Origin of the sequence: Yersinia sp. 2466 StPb PI (assembly GCF_041538325.1) — a bacterium.
In the GTDB taxonomy this organism is placed as follows: domain Bacteria; phylum Pseudomonadota; class Gammaproteobacteria; order Enterobacterales; family Enterobacteriaceae; genus Yersinia; species Yersinia enterocolitica_E.
On the sequence record NZ_JAULSL010000001.1, the window covers coordinates 3,647,334 to 3,667,887 of the forward strand.

The following is a 20,554-nucleotide window of genomic DNA, read 5'->3' on the forward strand; positions in this document are numbered from 1 at the left end:
AAATCACTATACCAAGTAAAAGAAAAGTTAACTTTCACTAAAAAAATCTAACCAAGGATCAATAATATACATGGATTATTATCCATTAGCTCAGTTAACAGGCGCACAGTAAAGATAACCAGCTGTGTAAGTTGCGTAAAAACCACCAACACCGACAACCACATAGTTGGCAGGGCATCGCCCCCCATCTCCTACATAGACATGTATCGCAGCATCAAAGTTGATGTTCATACCGCCAGAACGCCACGCTCCTGATTGGCAGAAAAGCGCCCCACCAGTATTTGACCGCCCAATAAGCCCATTAGGTGAACAGGTTGCGCCAGATACAGCAATCCCATTTATCTGAACATACTCATCTGTTGTGATACGTCCTGTCGACTGGATATAACCGGAATAAACACGCTTACTGCTGATATCTGCAGTCGTATTGATATTGCCGGTGGCGTTAATCACATTATTAACCTGAACAATACCGCCATAGGTTGAAGCACCACTGACCGATAAGGTGGATCTTACTTCTACAGGGCCAGTCAAAGTCGAATTCCCTACAACGGTTAAGGCACCGCCAACATTGGTTGCTCCTGTCGATTTTAATATCTCAGCCATCACAGTGCCTGCAGCGGTAATATCTTTGGCGTTTTTAATACTTTTGCCGCCCATATTCAGGTCTCCCGTCATTGGCAATGTGCCATCACGGCGCAGATAAACCGAATACATTGATGAATCATAGCCCACACGATAGGCCAATAAACCTTCTGTAGTGATATTGTTGTAGTCAGATGATTTTTCATTCCATTGACCACCATAGCCAGAAGCTACAGTGGGTGATCGGGTCATTCCGCTGTCTATTCCTGCCGATTGCATCGCTTTACCAAGGAGGTCATAGCGAACTTTTCCTCCTTCATTCCATATTGCCGTTGTCATCACAAGGCCATTGATCACATAGTTAGGAGCTATACCTGAACGTTTCAATAAAACCTTATATGAAGATTTATTGGCATTTATCCCGGTATAACTGACAGGCAATAGTCCTTCATTAATTAATGTCTGATAAGTGATTTCACAGCCATTGGATGAACAAACTCTTGGCCCCGGATCATTGGATTGACTGGTGCTGCTTGTCAGGGTTGAAAGCTTGTCATAGCGGATACTGATATAGCGATTAACTGCCTCACCAACTTGCTTTATCTGCGCTCCTACCGTATTAGCTATAGCAACTTCTTGCTCATTTTTCATATCTTGAAATTTAATAAAAGCCATTGCAGTGCCAACCCCTAAAACCAATACCAACTCTAATAAGGAAAATCCTTTTTTGTGCTGTTTAATCATTTTCTTGTCCTTTTTTATTTTCACGTAATCATTTAATTAACAAAAATAAAAAAGAGGTCAAGATGAACAAAGAATATTTTTAACATAGCGGAATAAAGAAATAGACTACCGCGCCCATCTGGGGCTTGCTCAACAGCTCACCGGCTTAAAAACAAGTTTTAAACCGGTTCACCGTTCGGACGTGAAATAAAATGATATCAGGATTTAGATTTATTAATGACAGTATCAAGATAAATCTGGCCTCGCTCACGATAGTTTTCAATATCACTCTCATGAAGAGAGTAAATATCCAGCAAGATACCAAACACTAGTTTCTTATCTACTTGACTAATATCACATCTTAAAACTTTAGCAACCTCTGCGCCTAAAATTATTTTCTGTCGTGTATTTAATTTTTTGTCGTCTTTTTTCTTTTTAGATTCCAAAAAGTAAAGTCGTTCTTGTGCTGTTGCGATTTGTTGTTTAATTGTCTTTTCTGTCATAAATCCCCCTTAGTATTTATTTTTATTTCTGTAAGGGATATTCACACTTTCATGATCAGAACTCAGTTGTTTCTTTATTGATTTTATCTTCAATCGAAACTTATTTTTCTCTTGTCTCTCTTTTGCTTTTTCCCTTATATATATTATTGTTTTTTCTGCTTCTAAATAGGCTTTTTCAAAATCAGTAAAGATCCCGTCATCAAGCAGCCTTTTGGCTTCTAAATCGATAGCCTCATCATTTTTTTTAAACATATATGCCCCTTGTATTTTACTCCTTTTCTATTCATTAGCATATTTACAATAAAAATCAATGTTATGAGTAATATTTATTTCACTATCCATAAGCTCAATAGTCCAATATTAATTCCCCACATTATTGCATTAACGCCAAGTAAAACTAATGCCACATCGTTAAGTTCACCAAACCTCATATTATTTCCTTTTTATATCTTCTCTTTATTATTTACATCATATTTATTTAAATAACAAACTATTGATAACACTAACTGCCATTAATCCGCCATGAAACGTATTTATGCAACACGATTGTAGATAATAGTTATTTCCAAAGCCTCTTACTCACCACGTTACTTAATTTTCCCCATTCCTGATTTTATTTTCATAGTCTAATAGATAACTCGTCTTGTTCTTCGGACATTCATTGCAAGCCATCTAATAACATTAACGGATAACATCTTCCTTTTATCTATATTGCGCCGCTTAATTCGGCGTTTTGTTTTCTCTTTATTTACAGTCTTTCATATTAGTTGTATTAATTAATAAGGAGAGCTTTTACATTGTTATCAAAACAATGCCCACTTATACACTCACTTCGTGAGCGTGTGGGGTCTACCTACGGTAGCCTGCCGCAGGCTAAAAAAAACCAAGGTCAAAACAAAAGTTTTTCTTACGAAAAACTAACAGCAGCATAGTTATATTTAAGGTTTGTATTTTATGGCGATATTTCATCTGGAGTTTAAAATTGTGAAACGGTCTGAGGGTATGTCTTCCTGTAGAAAGGCGGCTTATCATGCGCGTTGCAAAATAACAGATGATCGCACAGGTAATACTTACGATTTCAGCCACAGGATAGATTTATTCCATCATCAAATATTAGCACCAGTTTCTGCACCGGCTCGTATTATTGAAAGTTCAGCAACCTTATGGAATGAAGTCGAAAGAGCTGAACGCCAGAAAGACGGTCAGACAGCCCGTTATTTTGATGTTGCTATTCCCTGTGAGCTAAACAATGAGGATAAAATAAAACTGGTGTTGGAATACTGTCAAAATAATTTTGTCGATAAGGGAATGATTGCCGATATCGCATTCCACGATCTGGACAGTAATAATCCCCATGCACATGTGATGTTGACATTAAAGCCAATTACGGCTGAAGGCTTTGGCAAAAAGGATAGAAGCTGGAATGAGAAGATAAACGTGACCCTATGGCGTGAAGCGTGGTCTACCCTCACCAATGGTTATCTTGAAGCCGCTGGCACTGCAGAACGTATTGATCACCGTTCTATTGATGCTCAACACAATGAAGCCTTGGAAAATGCCGCTATTACATTGGATGTTGAAGACAAGGCGTTATGGCTTGCCAAGGCAACGTTAACCAGTCGTCCCCCGATGCAGCGTATTCACCGTGCTAAGTGGAAAAGCAAGAGTGTTCAGGAAAACCGTGCTGCTGAACAGGCTGTTCGTGATGAGATGAAACAGGAAGCTCAGGTCACCTACCGAACCTTTAAAGATCTGGACCAACAGATCATTATTGACCTCAGAAGCTTCACCGTGTCCGAGCTGCGTGAACCTGTTGAAATCGTATTGCCTGAAACGGGTTCGCAGTCATCATCAGAAGACCAACAGCCTGTTCTGATTGCTCCCACACCTTACACACGCACTAAATTGAAAACCCCATCCTCAGCAAAAACCAGAGCAGGTAAACGCGCTCCTGTTAAGTCTAAGAAGAAACAAGTTGAACCCCGTCAGGATGGTATCTTCAAGCGTTTCACTCTGTTGGTAGTAGGATATATAAGAGAGAAATTTGTCTGGGCCAAGAAGAAACCTACGGCCACTGACGTTGAGCACGATAAGCGCATTGCTGAAAACTATGTCTTTGATGAGGTGCTGGGTATCTATGTTCCCCGTGCTGAGTTTGAGAAACGAGCAAGGTTTAACAGTGATGACTATATACCGACGAAGGAGGAAATCAATCGTTTTCCAAGTCGCTACAAGCAGGAAAAACAAGATATTGATAACCGCATGAAACTCACACCATCCATGCAATCAAAGCAAACCGGAAAGAGCAATGTTTCAAGACTACGACCTCCGGGTTATAGGGATATATAACGATCGTAGACAATACAATATTCTTTTTAATTCATTGGCAATAATGTATCATTGATAATGAATCATACCTTACAACTAAGGATCATATTTTGTTAACCATTAACGAAATAAAAAAAGAAGCAATTAAGTTTCGGGAGTTGATCGAAAAATGTGATAAAGATAACACCTGTCTTGTTATCGATTCTTTTCCAGTTATGAGTTGCAAATTATCCTCAATGCTTCTTTCCTATCATTTTCTGACATTATGGCCTGAACTTGAGTTAAGAGGAGTAAGTGCTACGACTGGAAAAAATAGCCAAATAAGTCACTATTGGCTAGAGATTAATGACTTTGTAATTGATATAACAGGGGATCAATATAACCTTATTGATGACATAGAGCTAAACAAAAAGATTATACAAAGCAGACCATTCCCTGCCGTACATGTATCACAGATCAAAGAAAGCTATCTCTATAAATTATTTAAAATTAGAGAAAAAGAGTGTTTAGTGTGCGGATTTCCTACAATTAGAGAGTGTTTTATAGAAGAAATGGAACGCGGGTATAGCCAATTATTGAATCAAGAAAATGGATGATAGTAATAAAATGGCATCATACTTTAAAAGTTATCGTTATTATCCTCAGCTTAAAGTTAGCTGAATACATAGGGGAGATGAGCGTGATTTTTGTCGAACAACTTGAGTCTCATACTGGTTGTGGGATTGCGGTAGCAGCAATGCTAATGTCGAAACCTTATTCTGAAGCCAGTGACGTTGTTAAAAAAATCAAGCTTTGTAATTCAAACCTTAAAATTACAGTAAGTCAAATGCGGCAGATTCTCAATCATATATTTAATGTGAGAATCCAAGGGCGTCAAGTCTCATCATTTGTTATAAATAAAAATTATGTTTGCTATTGTAGGTATTTAGGATCAAAAAGCTACCATTGGATAATATATACAAATGGTAAATATTATGATCCCTTAGAAAAAGGACCAGAAAAATTCACTAAACATATGATAACATCGTTATTCGAACTTCCTGATAGCTTTCTTTAAAATCAACACCTATTTAACTAACTTTGCCGTACAATACTAGTCTCAGTCATAGAAATAATAAAGCCATGCATCACAAAACCATTTTATCTCTTCATCTTCTGATAAATACTCATAGCCAATAATATTTTCTTTTAGATATGATTCTTGTAGTGGTGTTAACTCCTTAAGCAGGATGTGCATTAAATCCTCTGAAGGATATTTATCAAACTCATCTCTTTTTATTCTTGTCTTATTTTCAATAATCACTAATGCTTTTAATATTTCATCTAAAACTTCTTTTTGCTTATCACTCATTATTAACTCCTTTGTTTATTATTATATACATTGCAAGTGAAATGAATGTCAAATATATCACATGATATTTTATTGTTTATTTTAAGATTGAACATTTATTAATGAGGTTATGAACGCTATGTACCACATAAAAAAACCACGCCTGTTTAATAAGACGTGGTTCAGGTTTATTCGAAATACTGATATTACATTCTTCGCCTGAAAACAATATTATCTTTAAAAGCGATCTTACCTACAACAAACCCTACAACAGCAATTATTGGCATACTGATTACAGTTCCGGCAATCCCTGCTGCCATACCTATAAAAGCAGACAGTCCAAAGGACAGCAGGATAATGGAAAAGGCATACCAACTGGGATAAGTGCCATACAATACTGAAGCTTGGCACCCTGTGCAGACGTGAACTCCACGCAAGCTCTCTTTGAAACAGTACGGGCATTTAATTGTATTATTTTCCATTTATCAATCCTTCTTAAACTTCACACCCTGATATATGATGCCATCATTGACTTTTTCGATTTTAAAAGTCCAAGCACCGAGATCTTTATTTTGTGTTTTGGCAACATAGACAGGCTTCTGACTTTCATCCCAGCTTTTCACGGTGAATACTCCGTCTTTAAACTTGATCACGTCTTTCTGAATATCAAGCCTCACCCCATATTGAGGACTTTCATAACTGCCATAGATGCCTTTATCACCGCAACCGAATAACAGAGCCGCGAGACCAACAACGAATAAAAAATTACGCATAGATTTAATCCTTTATTAATGACTGATAGTGCCGTCTTTGAGGACAACGAGACGAACCGGCATATCAGCATTGTTTACCGTAGTGAAACCACGAACTTCGAAATTATTGATAGTCCCGGTAATGCTGACCTTCTGACCTTTCCTGTAAGTAAGAACAGCATCATCAAGGCCAGAGTAGTAATTGATCCACACCATACCGCCGCAATAGCTGGTATCTGATGTTTTGAAGAGCAGGTAATAGTTGGCATGAGCCGCTTTTGGCATACCATTGAGCATATCGCTGGCACTCCTGCCTTTAGTGACTTCAAGAACAGTGGCATTAGCAATTGAGATCCGTTTACCCGTCCAGTTCTTTTCTGCTGCCATTGCATTTTCTTCATAGTCCTTACAGACAGGACCAAGGCCAGCAACTGAGGATGCCGGGCCGGTATCTTGTTTTGCTGTGGAAAGACCTAATGCGTTATCTACTGTTCCGTTCAATGAGGATAACGAGGTATTAATCGCCCCATTGACCTTATTCACGCCTTCATTAAGTTGCTGGCACCCTGATAAAGCTATAACCGTCAGTGCCAGCGATAGCGCAATGCTTTTACTCATACACACCCTCGAAAGAAGTCAGTTTGAGAGGATAAAGGCCGTTCCGGCACCAATAAGATGGCTCTATACGAGGCATCGATTGATACGAAGGAACAAACCAACTTTTTAACCAATTGATAGGATTAAATTATTTTTGTTTTTCGTCATATCGTTTGTAACGATCAAAATCAAACTTATGATAGCTATTACCTATCATAAATATATTATCGATCGTTTATATCAATTAAAAACTCGATCAATAAGAGCCAATTAATCGTTAAAAACTATCAATGTTAGTTTATAGATCGTTTTAATCGATCATTTTCTTGCTATATTGAGAGTGGATGAGTAGAGTGAGATGAAGCTCAGAGAGCGATTTAATGGCTTTTTAAGTAAAACAGATGAAAAAGTCATCTGACAATATGTAGTTATTCATACAATATCAGGGAAAGTTTTAACAACTTAAAGATCATGATTTATATAATGACTTAATAACAAGAAAGGCCAGCATCAGACTGGCCTTATTAAGACAAGAGATGTTTCAATTATTTCCTCCTCAAATCTGAGTTTTATCTAAGCATTTAATATGTTTCATCAAAATAAAATATTACCAAAGCACTGCAAACCAAATGCATTGAATGATTTATATTCATTGATATTTTTATCTTTAAATTTAACATCAAGTTTTATAAAAAAGTTTCCTGATATCATTGTTCTCTTCGTTTTAGCAAAAACTTATTGAGATCTTTTTTGAAAACATTTTTATCTTATGAGCTAAAGCTCATGGTGCTGTCGCACGGCTACGCCCCAACGATGATATCAAAATTGTTTTCTTCACTCGGTGAAGTAGTTTGCATCTATTTCAATGCTAAATATGAAGGTAAATGAAACAACAGTGAAGAAATAGTATCATTATCAATAAAAGATTACTCTTAATCCCATATATCGGAAAAATATAAATTGATAGCAGCGCTTTGTGATTGTCATTAACAATCACTCTGCTGTGAGGAGCTTGCCTCCGATAATGATGGATTTATCCATAAAAAATCGCGGCGTAGCCGCTAATACAATGACACGGAAAAACAAATTAACAGAACGTCATTGGGTGCCATTTTATTCGGCACTCGATAAACAAAAAGAAAAGCCCGTCATCTGTTATAAAAATCTAGGGCGAATGCCCAATCCTCTTAGTTCTTATATTTCTTATACTTCTTAAGGGAAAATAACTCATTTAGTAACAATGAGTTAGAAGTCTATTTTCTTCGTTATTGTAGATCTTTCTTCACGATTGTAGATTTTTCTTCGTGATTGATGGTGATTACTTCATTATTGATGGTATTTACTTCATTACTCCTATAAAAAATGAAGATAAAACTTCAAACTATATTTGACATTTCTATTAAAAATATTATATAGATTAAACATAATAATAAAAAGGAGTATTTATGGCTGGAAAAACATTTAACCAAAACCCATTTATTTTCGAAGATGATATTGAAATAGAAACCAGAGGCCGAAAAAGAACTGTGGCGCGTGGAGAGAAATTTCAAACACCCGAAGGTGATAAATATGAAAAAGTCATCCACTCGATACAAGAAGTGGATAAAGCCAAGTTCGTAAAAATATTCATATCACGAGTCCGGGTTTTATTTGATCTAACCCTTACCGGCAACAAGCTTTTTTATATTTTTATGTTCGTGATGTCTGACGTCATTGGTAAAGATGAAGTCTATATGAACTTTGAAAAAGCAAAAGACATTGCAGCTCAATGTGACTTTAATTTATCTAACCCTGTTTACTATAGGGGCATCAAAGAACTTATTGATAAAAAGATCATCGCACAAAGTAAATCAAAATATATATATTACATTAATCCTGCGGTTCTTTTTAATGGTGATAGAGCCAAGTTTATTGAAGAGATTAGAGTCAAGGAAGAAAAAAAGCTAAAGTAATATGTATTAGCTCAGACCTGATCTGACAGTTTTCTCTGGCAGAACGCAAACAAATCTGACAGTCTGCTTTGAGCGAGAAGCGGACATTTGTGCATTATGCTCATCGTCTCGATTAAACCTTTTTAAAGGCCTTAAATATGACTATGGGCCTGTGACGATTTACTCATGACTTTTCCGGCCGCAACCTAAGCTCGAAGCTCTTCATAAGATACAATGACGTGTTCCCGGAAGGCTGGACGGGAGGAAAGTCGCTCATAATAAGAAAGCAAAGCGGGCAAAGGTCGTCGAATCACGTTAATGTCGTAATAGCGGTATAAAACATGGCCAAGTTGGATGTCGGCTAGGGTAAAGGTATCGCCAGCTAGAAAACGATTCTTTCCGAGCTGCACTTCTGCCACAGAAAGATTCTTCTCCAAATTTGCCATAGCTTCTCTTATCTCATTTTCATCACGTTGTTTCTCCGGTGTGCGGACAACACGCCAGAACACCGGTGCGGTGAATGCCATCGCAACATTAATTTTTGACCACTCAGCCCAGCGATCAACATTCGCCTTTTTCAGTGCATCTGTAGGCCAGAAGCTTTCCGAGCCGTAGGAATTTGCCAGATAGCGGAGAATTGCGCCTGTTTCCCACAGTGGAAGAGCCGAACCATCCTGTAGAACCGGGACTGTTCGATTTGGGTTTAACGAAAAGAAAAAATCTGTATCAGTCCCCCCATATGTATGCCCTATATCGTGCCTTACATACGGCAGCTCCATTTCTCCAATGCACCACATCAATGCCTGTACATTCGAAGACGTTTTTCGACCCCATACGGTTAACATATTGATCCCTTCTCAGCCTTACATAGCGGTGCATTTATCATACGAATTCGATTTCGTACCAAAGTAGTGAACCAGTGTCATACTCGAGTTCTGATAGAAACTCCAGCAGTTGAAGAAGAAAACTTTTTTCGGAGTGTAGTCGTACACGGAATTAGTATTCTTCCGGAACGGTTAAACGTCCGCTGTTGGCACAAAGCTGCCTATCAGATTAGGTTAAGCTCTGTATCGTGACAATGGCAGATCAAGTCTGAGCCAATACAAGTAATATATGATACAACACTAAGAGAAACCGTAGATTATCTATCCCAGCCTCGTTAGAGGCCAGATATCAATCATAATGGTTAGACTAACCCTTCACTTATTTTTTCTTTCAGGATAACACCGAGCTTCTCTATGACTTGGTCTAAATCTACCTCATCAAGGTTTTCATTATATCCATAGGTCTCAACCATATTTTCAAAGTTATTGAATATATACATAACGATATTGTTTATCAGAAGTTTCAATAAAACATCGTTGCTTAATGAATCAGTTCTATTACCATTGTAATAGCTGCTGATTTCATCAATACTTTCCTGACATGCTATTAAGGATACTGCATAGAAGAAAAATGAATTTTTATTTTTAAAATCTTTGACAGTTAATCTATTTTTCATTTAACACCTCATTATATTTAGTTCAAATTGATGGCGTAGTTCTATCAGCCCCTTTCGGGGCTAAATAAGCATTACTGGTATTTTTATTAACTTACGATATGCGTTAATATAGAATGAATATTCCTATTAAAAATCAGCACTCGTTTATTTCTAATGCCTCGGTGTGAGTTTCAAACAGCGCTCTTTTCACTGCTTTGAAATCAACATCTGCTAGTTTTTCATCTGCGCCATAACGTTTGACATAGTGATTAAAGTTTTTCTCTATGAGACTTATTATTTCTGAAAAGAATGCATCCATAAATGGAATATTCATTGCTCGGTCACAAAATACACTATAACTTTCTTCTGTATCACTGACCGCCTCTACATAAATCTTCATTGATAACACATAAAAAAACTCTGTTGCTGTATTTTCAAAAGTTTTAATCTTCATATTTATCACCTTATTTTAGTTAAAAGAATTCCATACAGTTTTCATCTGTATTTTTATAACAATATTTTTATTTTACGATATTGAAATATCAGGCCGATTTATTTCGGGATAACTCAATCATCTGATCAATCCATTCATCTATTTCACTCTCGACAAATGCTATTGCACGCTCACCAAGCTTTATAGGTTCAGGGAAACGATCTTGACTAATAAGTTTATAGATCCAAGCTTTGCAAAGACCCGTTCTTTTCAGCACTTCAGGTAAACGGATAAATCTTTTTCTTTCTGTCATACATTTCTCCATTGTTGTTTTGATGGAGGTAGTATCTTCAGATCGCTTATGACGATCAACTCTCAAAAAGCACGAATTGATCAAGATGTGAGGGATTTTTAGGCAGATTAGAGATGGGAGTAACGAAAGCCAGTTGCCGTGGGCTTTGAAGCATTTTTGCAAAAAGTGCTATTTTTTTACTCTATTTGAAGTTATTTAATATTTTGTTATTTATCATGCGGTTAATTTCTTTGAGTTTAAATTCTGAACTATCATCTGTTATTCATCTTGCTTCAGGCTAAAAAATGTTTGGGTAGGTGTAAGATTTACCACTGAGCGTTAAATATGCTATTTCTGACCCTAATAGATTTTGATGCTTGTCGTGAGTTCAACTCCTCAGCATTAGCGTTATCGATGATTTTAACGCTGAAAGACGAAACAACTTTGCTCATGTTGTTTCTTTGGTCCCTTCATTGAACCCTCAATTAAATATAAAAACAAAATAATTATAAAAATCAATTTATTATACGCTTAATTACAGGGACCCCAGCACTTTTGATAGGACAGTGACCGGACAGTATCATATAAACCAGTGACTTATGATAAATGACCGGATGAAGCACTGACCTAGTTTGGACCAAAAGGATACGTAAAAAATACGCGGCTCCTTTGAAGATTAAAAAGCCTCTGCTAACCCAGAGGTTTTTTTTCGCCTATAGATCGCCGTCATGGGGTGTCGGGGGTAGGAGGTCGGAGGTCGGAGGTCGGAGGTCGGAGGTTCAAATCCTCTCATGCCGACTAAATATCCCAAATAAAACCAATCCGTTAGGGTTGGTTTTTTGTTTGTGGGATTTGGCAATGGTAAATTAATGGTAAGAGAATGGTAAAACTCCGTCTATATTTGGTCGCTATGGCTCAATATGTCTATTCAGTGTTGAGCCCCATTCACTACTTACCACCTTCATCTCACAACCGGTAATTCAGCCCACCCGGGATAGCATCTCACGTTTCATCTGCCATGCTTTCTGTATGCCTTGTCCGGCAAACCACACCTTTCCTTTGTCTGACCTATTAATATCGTCTAGCGCAGCCATCAGCACTGCACTGTTAATTTCTGGCTGATTATCATCAAATAATCCTAATTGAGCGATGCCCTGGCTGTAGAAATTACCTAGCATTACCCCGCTATTTTGATAACGATAGCATTTCCTATATTGCTGATAATATGGAATCAGGCTGGTTCTGCTGTAAACCGATAACCGGTAGTATCACTACTGAAAAAACTAAATTTTATGCCATTAAAAATGGTTGAGCTTGGTTCATTATCTTTTGTGCTGCTCTTATTCATTGCCATCAGTTTCATCATTATTATTCCTGGCTCACCCGTTTTCATCGTATTTTCTCCCAGCGTGGCGGAGAAAGCCGAAACAACCACAGCGCCAATATCTATACCAGACTTAGCAGTCCCATCGCCGCTTGTTATCAGGGTTATCTCTGATAATTTTTGACTGGGTTTGTCGATCGTTCCCACAATAACCAAATGATCATTAAAGGCATAATTGAACGTATTCTTAACTCCATTTTTTTTAAAATTAATTTTTAGTCTAAGCGAACTATTAGATGTTTCTAAGTTGGCATTCATTCTTTTTTCAAAAATGTCCGGGCTAATACCCAACGTCTTTATGCTTTCATTATTATCAGGATTGCGAGGTTCCTCTATAAGCACTTGAGGCGCGATTGATTTCGTCTTTTCTTCATGCTTATCAATTGTTTTTTCTGGTATAGTCGTTGTGACGGATGAGCGAGAGTTGGCTGATGTCAATATTGTCTCTTCCGGTATCGGGATTACCACAATAATCAAAAAAGTAAAAGCAACAACTGCACCAACAATAACCCCACTTGTTTTACTCATCAAGTCTCGATGCCCTTTATGAATGAAATATTTAGCTAAAAATTTAGCAACAATCACCCAGATTACTAGTGTTGCTATTAGTATTAATAGTTCTTTCATTTAGACTCCATTCGCTATTATTTGGCTTTAATCTGTTTACCACTCTGAATATTTAAGGTGGGTTTAATATTGAATTAACTCAGAATTAAAGTCTGTTTTGCTGTGATATACCATTCCATAACAGCAGAGATCTACCATAGATCTCCGTCCCAGTCATTGAATTATCGTTATTTGAGCTTGTGCTGATATTGCCTGTCCGGTTCCTGCAGACAAACGACTTGCTGTCATTGAAAGCTTTGCCGGTGTGCCGTGGAACATCCCGCAGCCATAAGTTGTATGATCCGGTATAGTCTAAGTCCCGCCAGAATGTTAGCTTTCTACAGAAAGTACCGATACTTCGATCCACTAGATAAATATTTCAAATGAAAAGCCACCGGCTTATAAGGCCAGTGGCTTAAACTCGTAGGTGGTTAAAATCGCTGATGAGTATCCTTCTTTGGATACTTAATCGAATACGCCATTTATTACTGATGCAACAATCGCTGTACTTAATGTAATAAGTACTAAGTCATTGCCAACTATACGCCACTCATATCCTGGGTAAGCAGGTAGCTGCCCCAGTAAAGATGCAGGAACTGCTTTCTTAGCGATGCCTGGTGGAAGCGGCTTACCCCGTGCCAGATTTTTAGCGATACCGGGAGGTAATGACTGATAACCAGTCAATCCGTAATTAACAGCTAATGGGCGCACACGGTCATAGGTTAGATTTACTGAAACTAAATTATCACTACCATTTTTGGCTTTACTCCCCTTATTAGCGGGTCCATTGCCCCCACTATTACCGTGGTTTCCGCCACTGTTTCCGTGTCCACCGCCATTCCCATTACCGGGATTAGCTATGGAAGGGGCTGAAGATAACGATAGAGAATCAATCAGCGCTAATGCGATCACAGACAAACGGTGCTTAAACATTTTCTATTACCTTTGCTAGTCGCTATATATAAATTAAATCTAGTTAATCCTATCTATATAAGCCATATAGAATGGTCTTATTTCATACAATGAAGCGGTAGCTGTTAAATACTAAACCTAAGAACACCACCATTAGCAATGGTAACTAATCAACATCGCGCCATATTTTGATCCCCCACCTTTTGGTGAGACAATTATTCAGGCATGAGGAATATCCTCATAATTTCCATATTGAACTTTATTTGCTATAGGAGTTAACTGAACGTACATATTGAGATAGAGGACCCTGTTATGCTCATTTATGGTGTTTTTGGTCGCCGCTTGGGTGTTAAAAGTGTTGCCAATGAATGGCAGCTATTCCGAGTAGATTGCAATGAGGGGAAATCATCTCGAATATATGACGTCATTATTCCTTCATTTTTGACTGAGGAGGAAATAGCTGCGTGGTTAGCTGATATCTACCATGAAGCCGCGAGTGAAAAACACCCCGATGTAAAAAGGATAAAATGAGTCGCTACAAGGGATGTTGGACAGAAATAATTGCCGCAGCGGAACAAATACCACCAGCCAAGCTAGCCTTAACTTTTGCGGTCATTTATACCTCGGCCTCGATTTTTTTTAATGCTTTACCAATTACCTCAACAGTCGCTGGGCGTTTATCCCCGCATCACTTTCCTACATGAGGATACGTTTAGGAATGCGACACGGATCTTAACTCAATTTTCATCAAAAAATACAATATATTCAAACGCCCAAAAACATAATAACGAACTCTCTTTATTAGTTAAAAAGCCTCAAAAGCGAGGCCTGAAAAGTGATTGCTAATACTGTTAGTTTATTAAAATTTAATGAATCAAATATAGATATCTATATTGCCATCTTGTGCTTTTATCTGGTCTACGTTCTCAATAGCACTACTTTTCCCATCATGCTTTAGCTGCGCTTGTTGTGCCTGACGACGTAACAACTCAGCCAGTTGCTGCTGTAACATCGTTAATTGAGCTTGAATACTTTTTCGCTGATCTTCTGACATATCAATGCCATCTTTGAGTTTTTGCGTAACCTCAGCGATTTTTGCTATTACATTCTTTATCTGAGATGCCAAATCATTTCCTGCACTTGCAGTATTCTTGCTGCCATTTCCCGTCGTTGCTGCTATTGGTAAACTCGCATTTATACCCATCGGACATATCCTTATCACTCGCTAAGTCAGTATAATGATTATCGGCAAAGGGCGACTTTATGTTAATAATTTCAGCAATCCAAATATGACCCCAATCTATAGCCACGCTGCTCAATGGCTTGCTTTAATGCCGGCGACGTCAGCACGTCCAACTCGGTCAAGCGTGGATAACAATAGCCGCTGGTCATGAGGATGTTATCAACAAACGCCGGATGGCACATAATCTCAAGTGAGTTAATTGCTTTTTGACTGGCATTTTCCAACAACTGCAAAAATGTCTGCTCAGATAAAGCCTCACCATAAAAACCGGCATCGAACCACTCACTGCTTCGCGGGTTATTAAGCACAATCTCATGCCGCTGTACTTCATTGCGATCAATACGCAGTGGAAGAGATTTCTCGTGGGCAAAAGCAACAACCAGCGGATAAATTTGCGGCAACATATGTATATGATGATGGCTGTCGATGTGAGTGGGTGCACGGCCGAAGACAGCAACAAACTTATCAAACTGAGCCGCCAACTCCCGAGCTATCTCGCCAGGATTCAGCTCACCCGCTTCGGCGCGTTGCCACAACCATTTGCCCAGAGCACCACTGGCATCAACTAATGATGGCATTGACGTTAACGGCCGCCCGTAAGTGAGAACAAAATGCATCCCCACAGCCAACGTTGGATTTTGCTTACTCAGTTCCGCTGCATGATAGATATCCGCACAATTCATCATCGCTGTAGTCGATGAGACAACACCATGCCGGAATGCTTCAATGATTCCGTAATTTTGACCTTTGCATAGACCAAAATCATCAGCATTAACAATAAGTAACTTTTCCATTGAGGGTACCTTGTCAGGCCATTCCAGTAGCAGCTATCTGGCCGGAAGCTAATCGGATAACCCCTCTCTGACGCAGTTGAACTTTTTGCGATAGTTCCCCGGCGTAAAAGAGGTGAGTTTTTTGAAGTTTTTAATAAATAACGTGGTATCGCTGTAACCTGCTTCAAAAGCAATGTCAGAGACCAGATAATTGGTCATTTCAAGTTGAGTTTTAGCAAAGTTAACTCTGATTTCATTGATAATCTGCATCGGCGTTTTTTGGTAATAACGCCGGGTAGCGCGGGTCAAATACTCTTGGGTTTTGCCAGACAGTTCGATCATATTCACCAGCGCTTTTTCACCAAACATCGACTTATCATGCATTTTGTCGATACTGGTCTTCAGCCACAGTGGAATATCGTCGTTAGTGTCACTTTCTTTATGATGGCTGATGCGGTTAGTGACATAAAAAGTCAGCAGTTCTACCAGTTCAGTAAGCTCATCGTCCCTAAAGTGTGGCGCAGAAATTGCCGATTCAATATAAGAGAGAAAATCACCCTTTAGGCGATAAGCCTGAGAGGCCACAATAGGCCGCGATAATAGATGAGAATAGTGCTCTTCAAAGAAGGTTTTACTTATTCCCACATTCAGAATACGGGTAGCACCAAACTCATAGAAACTTTTATGATGGGACCCCATCGGAATAAAAACAAAATCGCCGCGCTCTAAAAAGACTCGCTTACCGTTTATTTCCTGATAACACATACCGGTTAATATCAACGTATATTCATAATAATCATGCTGATGTAAGCCGGTGGCACTTTCCGTTTTGTTATAAATAAACAGATGGAATTCTTTTCCGTTAAAAAAATCTTTTTGACGTACTAATCTGACTTCCATCTTATTTACCTTCACCCTCGTTCAAAATAGCCAATGTGTTAGACAAAGTTCACTGTAACTTTCGATGCAATTCGATCAGCTCATCAATTAACTCTCTGGCTAACATTGCCGTCATCAAATGATCCTGAGCATGTACCAGCACCAATGTTACTTTGGTTTTCCCCTCACCTTGATCAGCTTCAATCAACCTGGTCTGAACTAAATGTGCTTCATTCAGCGCCAGACGAGATTGCACCATCAGCTCATCCGCTTGGGAAAAGTCACCCGCCTTGGCTTGTTTCAGAGCCTTGTAGGCCAAACTTCTGGCTTGCCCGGCGTTGATAATCAGCCCCATAACCACATCTTCCATCTCATCGGTAGGCTGCACCTCACCCACGATTTTATCTAAATCAAACATGCTATTGTTACTCCGTAAATTAAAGCCATTAATTAAAACCATTCTGCCTGGCGACATCAGCAAACCAGTAGCCACTTTGTTTCAATACTCGCGTCTGGTCGGCAATATTCAACCGAACTAAACCATAGCGGTTTTTGTATGCATTGAGCCAAGACCAGCAATCAATAAAGGTCCACAGATGATACCCTTTACAATTACTGCCCTCTTGTAATGCTTGATGTAGCCACTTCAAATGTGCACGGATAAATTCGATGCGATACTGGTCATCAACCCTACCTGATGGCGTGATAAACTGCTCTTCGCCCTCAACACCCATGCCATTCTCAGAGATATAACACGCAATATTGTTATAATTCTCTCTTAGATTTTTCAGGATGTCATACAGCCCTTTTTCGTAGATTTCCCAACCACGATGCGGGTTGATTTTGCGCCCTTGCATCGCATAAAAACTGAACAAATCCTCCGGCGTTTTCACCAGCCCTCGAGGGGTTGGGATATCTTTCGCCTGAACCCGTCTTGGCTGATAATAGTTAACCCCTAACAGATCAACGACGCCCGCCGCAATGCACTGGCAATCACCGTTTTCAATTTGTGGCAATAAGTCGTGCTCTCGCAGCAACGTAATCAGTTCATCAGGGTAAACCCCCTTGGTGACGGGATCGAGGAAGCTACGGTTAAGCAATAAATCGGCATGATTAGCTGCAATCAGGTCTGGCGCACTGTCGGAGCGAGGATAGGTCGGGGTGAGGTTCAAAATGATACCAATTTCCCCCCCCTGCTTTAGCTCTCGGTAGTTTTGCACCGCGTTGGCATGGGCCAATACGCTGTGATAAGCAACAGTCACCGCACGTTTAAAGTCAACCACACCAGGGTAATGCAGGTCGTTCAGGTAGCCGGCTTCAACAGGCACAATCGGCTCATTAAAAGTAAACCAATGCTTTACCCGATCACCAAACAACATAAAGCAGCTTTTAGCATAGCGGCCATAGGCTTCCACAACCGCACGATTTTCCCAACCGCCTTTCTCTTGCATGCATAACGGCATATCAAAATGATAGAGATTGATGAAAGGGGTAATGCCATTCGCCAGTAGGCTATCGATCACCGCGTTATAAAACGTGACAGCTTTGGGGTTAAGCTCACCGTCACCCTTTGGTATCAGCCGCGACCATGAAATCGATGTCCTGAACGTGTTATGGCCCAGTTGCTTTAATAGCAAAATATCTTGCTGATAGTTATCGTAAAAGGTGGAGGTGTTTTCAGGACCAATCTGACCATGAAAACGTTCCGGTGCAATTTCGTACCAATAATCGAAGATGTTCTTGCTCTTGCCATCCCGCAGTGACGCCCCTTCGGATTGGGCTGCGGAGGTGGCACTGCCCCACCAAAAATCATCGGGAAATTGATATTTCATACCGGCCTCCAGCCTTATACGATAAACAGATTTAACGCTTAGAATTTCAAGCTATCAGCAATCTCTTCTTCACTTTCAACCTGACGATCTATCTCGCTCTGCGCCTTATTGGCAATTATTACGAATGGCAAATACATCAATGTCGCGATACCTAAGTTGAATAAACTTAATAACATCGCGGCAATGCTGCCGTTGGTATTGAAGAAGGCACCTAAGCCGACCGGCATGGTCCACGGCGCAATATTGGTGATTGGCGGAATAAGGCCGGTGTAATACGCCACTGAAGTGATAATTGCTAATACCGGTTGAACCAAGATGAACGGAATAAAGAACAGCGGGTTCATTATGACCGGCAAACCAAATAGGATAGGTTCATTAATCTGGAAAATACTAGCCGGTGCACCCAATTTTGCTACCTGACGATAGTCTTCACGGCGAGAAGCAATAAAGATGGCAATAACCAGTCCAAGTGTTGCGCCAGTGCCTCCCAAGAAGATATAGGAGTCAACAAACGGCTTAGCCCACATATGGAATTCTTTACCGGCAGCCAGCGCCGCAGCAACAGAACCATACTGGGTATAGGTTGCGACATTCTCCAATGCAAATGGCATCATAATGCCACTTTCCAGTGCAGATAAGGCCATCGCACCGTGTATCCCGAAGAACCACAACAGTGAGGAGCACATGACATACACCCATCCCACAACACTGCCCATTTTCGACAACGGTGCTGAAATGGTGTCCATAATGATCTGGTGGAAGTTGGTGCCATGCAATCCAAGGGCATAAGCAATCACGCCCATGATGGAAAGAATGATAAACCCGGGAATTAATGCAGAGAAAGAACGGGAAACTGATGTCGGCACACTGTCTGGCAGGCGGATAACCCAGTTACGTCGCACGATAAAGGTAAAGAGCTCTGCAACCACCAAACCGATGATGATACCGGAGATAATATTCGCCCCTCCCAACCAATTAGCCCCGACGGCATAGGCCTCGCCAACACTGTATGGCGTCACGGTCATAAAGGCAGCAATTGCCAGCAGGGCCGCAGCCAGAGGATCGACCCTTTTCTCTTCAGCCAACGCCATACTGATAAAAAATGGTGTCATTAACGACATGATACCGAGAGTACCGTTATAAACGTTGCCGCCTATCGCTTTAAAACCATTGAGCATGGTAATGGTATCGGCATCTAATCGTACGCCCATTGAGAAAAAGAACGACCCTTCGCCAAAACTTAAGAAAACGTTGTTGATCAGTACAAACATGGCACCCGTCAGGGTTAACGGCATCAGCCGAATAAACCCATTCTTGATAGCATTAATATGTTGCTGTCTGCCTATTTTAATAGCAAAAGGCAAGATGACCCTTTCCAGAGAATTAATAAATGCGCTCACAGTGCACCCCTTATTGTTTTGCTTTTTTTATTGCGGCTACGGCAGCTTTTAATACCCCCAGACCGTCGACTTTGCCGTATAGGAGCGCGTCGATCACTTCAACGGGTTTATTGGGGAACATTTTTGCAACTTCAGGCAACATGTAAGCGATTTGTGGTCCTAACAAGATGACATCCGCTTGGGCACCATGTTCTGCGGCCAGGGCCTCGGGGTAAGCATTGATAATCACTGGCACCTCATACTTCTCTGCTTGTACTTTCATTTTGGAAACCAGTAGCGAGGTAGACATACCGGCTGAGCAAAATAGATAAATTTTTTTCTTTTCCATACCCAACACCTTTTGATGTTCAAAAGACACACGTTAACTGTATGCCAGTGCAATGGTGAATTCCCTTTATCTGTACTTTATCGTGCCCCTTGCCCAGCCCCATTGTTTCTGGTTGTCGGCAGTATATGGCGTTGATAGTTAAGACAGTAATTCAACTAGTCATATAATCGTCTCTAATTGACTTTTCACATTGATGCTCTTCACATTTCTAAGCAAATGCAATGTGATGTTTATCGCAAAATT

The 20,554-nt window shown here is 39.7% G+C and carries 25 protein-coding genes and 1 pseudogene; 5 read left to right on the plus strand and 21 right to left on the minus strand.

Features of this window, described 5'->3' with window-relative positions; translation table 11 throughout:
• Nucleotides 1-90: 90 nt before the first annotated feature.
• From pilV to Q2T72_RS16515, 3 genes are all read right to left on the minus strand, one after another.
• The gene (gene pilV, locus Q2T72_RS16505; RefSeq protein WP_372569488.1) at nt 91-1,329 is read right to left on the minus strand and encodes a shufflon system plasmid conjugative transfer pilus tip adhesin PilV; all 1,239 of its coding nucleotides are present in this window, start codon (nt 1,327-1,329) and stop codon (nt 91-93) included.
• Between the two features lie 197 nt (nt 1,330-1,526).
• Nucleotides 1,527-1,811: a conjugal transfer protein TraD gene (locus Q2T72_RS16510; RefSeq protein ID WP_372569489.1), complete on the minus strand. Its 285-nt coding sequence runs from the start codon at nt 1,809-1,811 to the stop codon at nt 1,527-1,529.
• Between the two features lie 9 nt (nt 1,812-1,820).
• Nucleotides 1,821-2,063, minus strand: coding sequence for a hypothetical protein (locus Q2T72_RS16515; RefSeq protein WP_372569490.1), 243 nt, complete (start codon nt 2,061-2,063; stop codon nt 1,821-1,823).
• Between the two features lie 702 nt (nt 2,064-2,765).
• Here Q2T72_RS16515 and mobQ point away from each other — a divergent pair.
• The 3 genes from mobQ (at nt 2,766) to Q2T72_RS16530 (ending at nt 5,196) form a co-directional block, all read left to right on the plus strand.
• Nucleotides 2,766-4,160: a MobQ family relaxase gene (gene mobQ / locus Q2T72_RS16520; protein WP_372569491.1), complete on the plus strand. Its 1,395-nt coding sequence runs from the start codon at nt 2,766-2,768 to the stop codon at nt 4,158-4,160.
• An 89-nt stretch (nt 4,161-4,249) separates the two neighbouring features.
• On the plus strand, nt 4,250-4,735 hold the full coding sequence (locus tag Q2T72_RS16525; RefSeq protein WP_265316102.1) for a hypothetical protein: 486 nt from the start codon (nt 4,250-4,252) through the stop codon (nt 4,733-4,735).
• Entirely contained in the window at nt 4,732-5,196 is a 465-nt protein-coding gene (locus tag Q2T72_RS16530; RefSeq protein ID WP_372569492.1) for a hypothetical protein, read from the plus strand. Before Q2T72_RS16525 ends, Q2T72_RS16530 begins: the two co-directional genes overlap by 4 nt.
• A 42-nt stretch (nt 5,197-5,238) precedes the next feature.
• On the opposite strand, the gene Q2T72_RS16535 is transcribed toward Q2T72_RS16530, so the two are convergent.
• The 4 genes from Q2T72_RS16535 to Q2T72_RS16550 all read right to left on the minus strand — a co-directional run bounded on the left by Q2T72_RS16535 (nt 5,239) and on the right by Q2T72_RS16550 (nt 6,839).
• Complete coding sequence (locus tag Q2T72_RS16535; RefSeq protein WP_289832810.1) at nt 5,239-5,490, minus strand: hypothetical protein; 252 nt, start codon at nt 5,488-5,490, stop codon at nt 5,239-5,241.
• A gap of 185 nt (nt 5,491-5,675) precedes the next feature.
• Complete coding sequence (locus Q2T72_RS16540) at nt 5,676-5,951, minus strand: hypothetical protein (RefSeq protein WP_372569493.1); 276 nt, start codon at nt 5,949-5,951, stop codon at nt 5,676-5,678.
• A 3-nt stretch (nt 5,952-5,954) separates the two neighbouring features.
• Entirely contained in the window at nt 5,955-6,242 is a 288-nt protein-coding gene (locus tag Q2T72_RS16545; protein ID WP_145582856.1) for a hypothetical protein, read from the minus strand.
• 15 nt (nt 6,243-6,257) lie between these two features.
• Entirely contained in the window at nt 6,258-6,839 is a 582-nt protein-coding gene (locus Q2T72_RS16550; protein ID WP_372569494.1) for a hypothetical protein, read from the minus strand.
• A gap of 1,424 nt (nt 6,840-8,263) precedes the next feature.
• Between Q2T72_RS16550 and Q2T72_RS16555 the strand changes: the two genes are divergently transcribed.
• Complete coding sequence (locus Q2T72_RS16555; RefSeq protein WP_042570044.1) at nt 8,264-8,770, plus strand: replication/maintenance protein RepL; 507 nt, start codon at nt 8,264-8,266, stop codon at nt 8,768-8,770.
• Nucleotides 8,771-8,955: 185 nt separating this feature from the next.
• On the opposite strand, the gene Q2T72_RS16560 is transcribed toward Q2T72_RS16555, so the two are convergent.
• The 7 genes and pseudogenes from Q2T72_RS16560 to Q2T72_RS16590 form a co-directional block, all read right to left on the minus strand.
• On the minus strand, nt 8,956-9,594 hold the full coding sequence (locus tag Q2T72_RS16560) for a glutathione S-transferase family protein (protein WP_151426232.1): 639 nt from the start codon (nt 9,592-9,594) through the stop codon (nt 8,956-8,958).
• A gap of 341 nt (nt 9,595-9,935) precedes the next feature.
• The gene (locus Q2T72_RS16565; RefSeq protein ID WP_050875322.1) at nt 9,936-10,250 is read right to left on the minus strand and encodes a hypothetical protein; all 315 of its coding nucleotides are present in this window, start codon (nt 10,248-10,250) and stop codon (nt 9,936-9,938) included.
• Nucleotides 10,251-10,383: 133 nt separating this feature from the next.
• Nucleotides 10,384-10,683, minus strand: a complete 300-nt coding sequence (locus tag Q2T72_RS16570; RefSeq protein ID WP_005172864.1) for a hypothetical protein — start codon at nt 10,681-10,683, stop codon at nt 10,384-10,386.
• 88 nt (nt 10,684-10,771) lie between these two features.
• On the minus strand, nt 10,772-10,975 hold the full coding sequence (locus Q2T72_RS16575) for an AlpA family transcriptional regulator (RefSeq protein ID WP_038822827.1): 204 nt from the start codon (nt 10,973-10,975) through the stop codon (nt 10,772-10,774).
• A gap of 959 nt (nt 10,976-11,934) precedes the next feature.
• Nucleotides 11,935-12,168, minus strand: a pseudogene (locus Q2T72_RS16580) (DUF4113 domain-containing protein); the annotation flags it as partial.
• A gap of 17 nt (nt 12,169-12,185) precedes the next feature.
• A complete protein-coding gene (locus Q2T72_RS16585) occupies nt 12,186-12,965 on the minus strand; it encodes a hypothetical protein (protein WP_372569496.1) in 780 nt (259 codons plus the stop codon).
• Nucleotides 12,966-13,409: 444 nt separating this feature from the next.
• Nucleotides 13,410-13,877, minus strand: coding sequence for an anti-virulence regulator CigR family protein (locus Q2T72_RS16590; protein ID WP_372569497.1), 468 nt, complete (start codon nt 13,875-13,877; stop codon nt 13,410-13,412).
• Nucleotides 13,878-14,168: 291 nt separating this feature from the next.
• On the opposite strand from Q2T72_RS16590, the gene Q2T72_RS16595 reads away from it, so the two are divergent.
• Nucleotides 14,169-14,387 (plus strand): hypothetical protein, encoded by a 219-nt coding sequence (locus Q2T72_RS16595; protein WP_083163090.1) that lies wholly within the window; start codon nt 14,169-14,171, stop codon nt 14,385-14,387.
• Nucleotides 14,388-14,730: 343 nt separating this feature from the next.
• Here Q2T72_RS16595 and Q2T72_RS16600 read toward each other — a convergent pair whose 3' ends face one another.
• The 7 genes from Q2T72_RS16600 to Q2T72_RS16630 form a co-directional block, all read right to left on the minus strand.
• Nucleotides 14,731-15,060: a FlxA-like family protein gene (locus tag Q2T72_RS16600; protein WP_372569498.1), complete on the minus strand. Its 330-nt coding sequence runs from the start codon at nt 15,058-15,060 to the stop codon at nt 14,731-14,733.
• Between the two features lie 71 nt (nt 15,061-15,131).
• Nucleotides 15,132-15,893 (minus strand): chitin disaccharide deacetylase, encoded by a 762-nt coding sequence (chbG, locus tag Q2T72_RS16605; RefSeq protein WP_372569499.1) that lies wholly within the window; start codon nt 15,891-15,893, stop codon nt 15,132-15,134.
• Nucleotides 15,894-15,941: 48 nt separating this feature from the next.
• Nucleotides 15,942-16,772 carry a transcriptional regulator ChbR gene (chbR, locus tag Q2T72_RS16610; protein WP_083163087.1) on the minus strand — a complete coding sequence of 277 codons (831 nt, stop codon included), beginning with the start codon at nt 16,770-16,772 and terminating at the stop codon, nt 15,942-15,944.
• A gap of 49 nt (nt 16,773-16,821) precedes the next feature.
• Nucleotides 16,822-17,169, minus strand: a complete 348-nt coding sequence (chbA, locus tag Q2T72_RS16615; protein WP_083163086.1) for a PTS N,N'-diacetylchitobiose transporter subunit IIA — start codon at nt 17,167-17,169, stop codon at nt 16,822-16,824.
• Between the two features lie 28 nt (nt 17,170-17,197).
• Entirely contained in the window at nt 17,198-18,583 is a 1,386-nt protein-coding gene (locus Q2T72_RS16620; protein ID WP_372569500.1) for a glycoside hydrolase family 1 protein, read from the minus strand.
• Nucleotides 18,584-18,621: 38 nt separating this feature from the next.
• Nucleotides 18,622-19,983: a PTS N,N'-diacetylchitobiose transporter subunit IIC gene (gene chbC / locus Q2T72_RS16625; protein ID WP_083163081.1), complete on the minus strand. Its 1,362-nt coding sequence runs from the start codon at nt 19,981-19,983 to the stop codon at nt 18,622-18,624.
• A gap of 10 nt (nt 19,984-19,993) precedes the next feature.
• The gene (locus Q2T72_RS16630) at nt 19,994-20,311 is read right to left on the minus strand and encodes a PTS sugar transporter subunit IIB (protein ID WP_005276021.1); all 318 of its coding nucleotides are present in this window, start codon (nt 20,309-20,311) and stop codon (nt 19,994-19,996) included.
• Between the last annotated feature and the right edge of the window lie 243 nt (nt 20,312-20,554).

Excerpts from the sequence above, each read along its gene's own strand:
- pilV (WP_372569488.1), bottom strand. The coding sequence starts at position 1,329 with ATGATTAAACAGCACAAAAAAGGATTTTCCTTATTAGAGTTGGTATTG.
- Q2T72_RS16510 (WP_372569489.1), bottom strand. The coding sequence starts at position 1,811 with ATGACAGAAAAGACAATTAAACAACAAATCGCAACAGCACAAGAACGA.
- Q2T72_RS16515 (WP_372569490.1), bottom strand. The coding sequence starts at position 2,063 with ATGTTTAAAAAAAATGATGAGGCTATCGATTTAGAAGCCAAAAGGCTG.
- mobQ (WP_372569491.1), top strand. The coding sequence starts at position 2,766 with ATGGCGATATTTCATCTGGAGTTTAAAATTGTGAAACGGTCTGAGGGT.
- Q2T72_RS16530 (WP_372569492.1), top strand. The coding sequence starts at position 4,732 with ATGATAGTAATAAAATGGCATCATACTTTAAAAGTTATCGTTATTATC.
- Q2T72_RS16535 (WP_289832810.1), bottom strand. The coding sequence starts at position 5,490 with ATGAGTGATAAGCAAAAAGAAGTTTTAGATGAAATATTAAAAGCATTA.
- Q2T72_RS16540 (WP_372569493.1), bottom strand. The coding sequence starts at position 5,951 with ATGGAAAATAATACAATTAAATGCCCGTACTGTTTCAAAGAGAGCTTG.
- Q2T72_RS16545 (WP_145582856.1), bottom strand. The coding sequence starts at position 6,242 with ATGCGTAATTTTTTATTCGTTGTTGGTCTCGCGGCTCTGTTATTCGGT.
- Q2T72_RS16550 (WP_372569494.1), bottom strand. The coding sequence starts at position 6,839 with ATGAGTAAAAGCATTGCGCTATCGCTGGCACTGACGGTTATAGCTTTA.
- Q2T72_RS16555 (WP_042570044.1), top strand. The coding sequence starts at position 8,264 with ATGGCTGGAAAAACATTTAACCAAAACCCATTTATTTTCGAAGATGAT.
- Q2T72_RS16560 (WP_151426232.1), bottom strand. The coding sequence starts at position 9,594 with ATGTTAACCGTATGGGGTCGAAAAACGTCTTCGAATGTACAGGCATTG.
- Q2T72_RS16565 (WP_050875322.1), bottom strand. The coding sequence starts at position 10,250 with ATGAAAAATAGATTAACTGTCAAAGATTTTAAAAATAAAAATTCATTT.
- Q2T72_RS16570 (WP_005172864.1), bottom strand. The coding sequence starts at position 10,683 with ATGAAGATTAAAACTTTTGAAAATACAGCAACAGAGTTTTTTTATGTG.
- Q2T72_RS16575 (WP_038822827.1), bottom strand. The coding sequence starts at position 10,975 with ATGACAGAAAGAAAAAGATTTATCCGTTTACCTGAAGTGCTGAAAAGA.
- Q2T72_RS16585 (WP_372569496.1), bottom strand. The coding sequence starts at position 12,965 with ATGAAAGAACTATTAATACTAATAGCAACACTAGTAATCTGGGTGATT.
- Q2T72_RS16590 (WP_372569497.1), bottom strand. The coding sequence starts at position 13,877 with ATGTTTAAGCACCGTTTGTCTGTGATCGCATTAGCGCTGATTGATTCT.
- Q2T72_RS16595 (WP_083163090.1), top strand. The coding sequence starts at position 14,169 with ATGCTCATTTATGGTGTTTTTGGTCGCCGCTTGGGTGTTAAAAGTGTT.
- Q2T72_RS16600 (WP_372569498.1), bottom strand. The coding sequence starts at position 15,060 with ATGGGTATAAATGCGAGTTTACCAATAGCAGCAACGACGGGAAATGGC.
- chbG (WP_372569499.1), bottom strand. The coding sequence starts at position 15,893 with ATGGAAAAGTTACTTATTGTTAATGCTGATGATTTTGGTCTATGCAAA.
- chbR (WP_083163087.1), bottom strand. The coding sequence starts at position 16,772 with ATGGAAGTCAGATTAGTACGTCAAAAAGATTTTTTTAACGGAAAAGAA.
- chbA (WP_083163086.1), bottom strand. The coding sequence starts at position 17,169 with ATGTTTGATTTAGATAAAATCGTGGGTGAGGTGCAGCCTACCGATGAG.
- Q2T72_RS16620 (WP_372569500.1), bottom strand. The coding sequence starts at position 18,583 with ATGAAATATCAATTTCCCGATGATTTTTGGTGGGGCAGTGCCACCTCC.
- Q2T72_RS16630 (WP_005276021.1), bottom strand. The coding sequence starts at position 20,311 with ATGGAAAAGAAAAAAATTTATCTATTTTGCTCAGCCGGTATGTCTACC.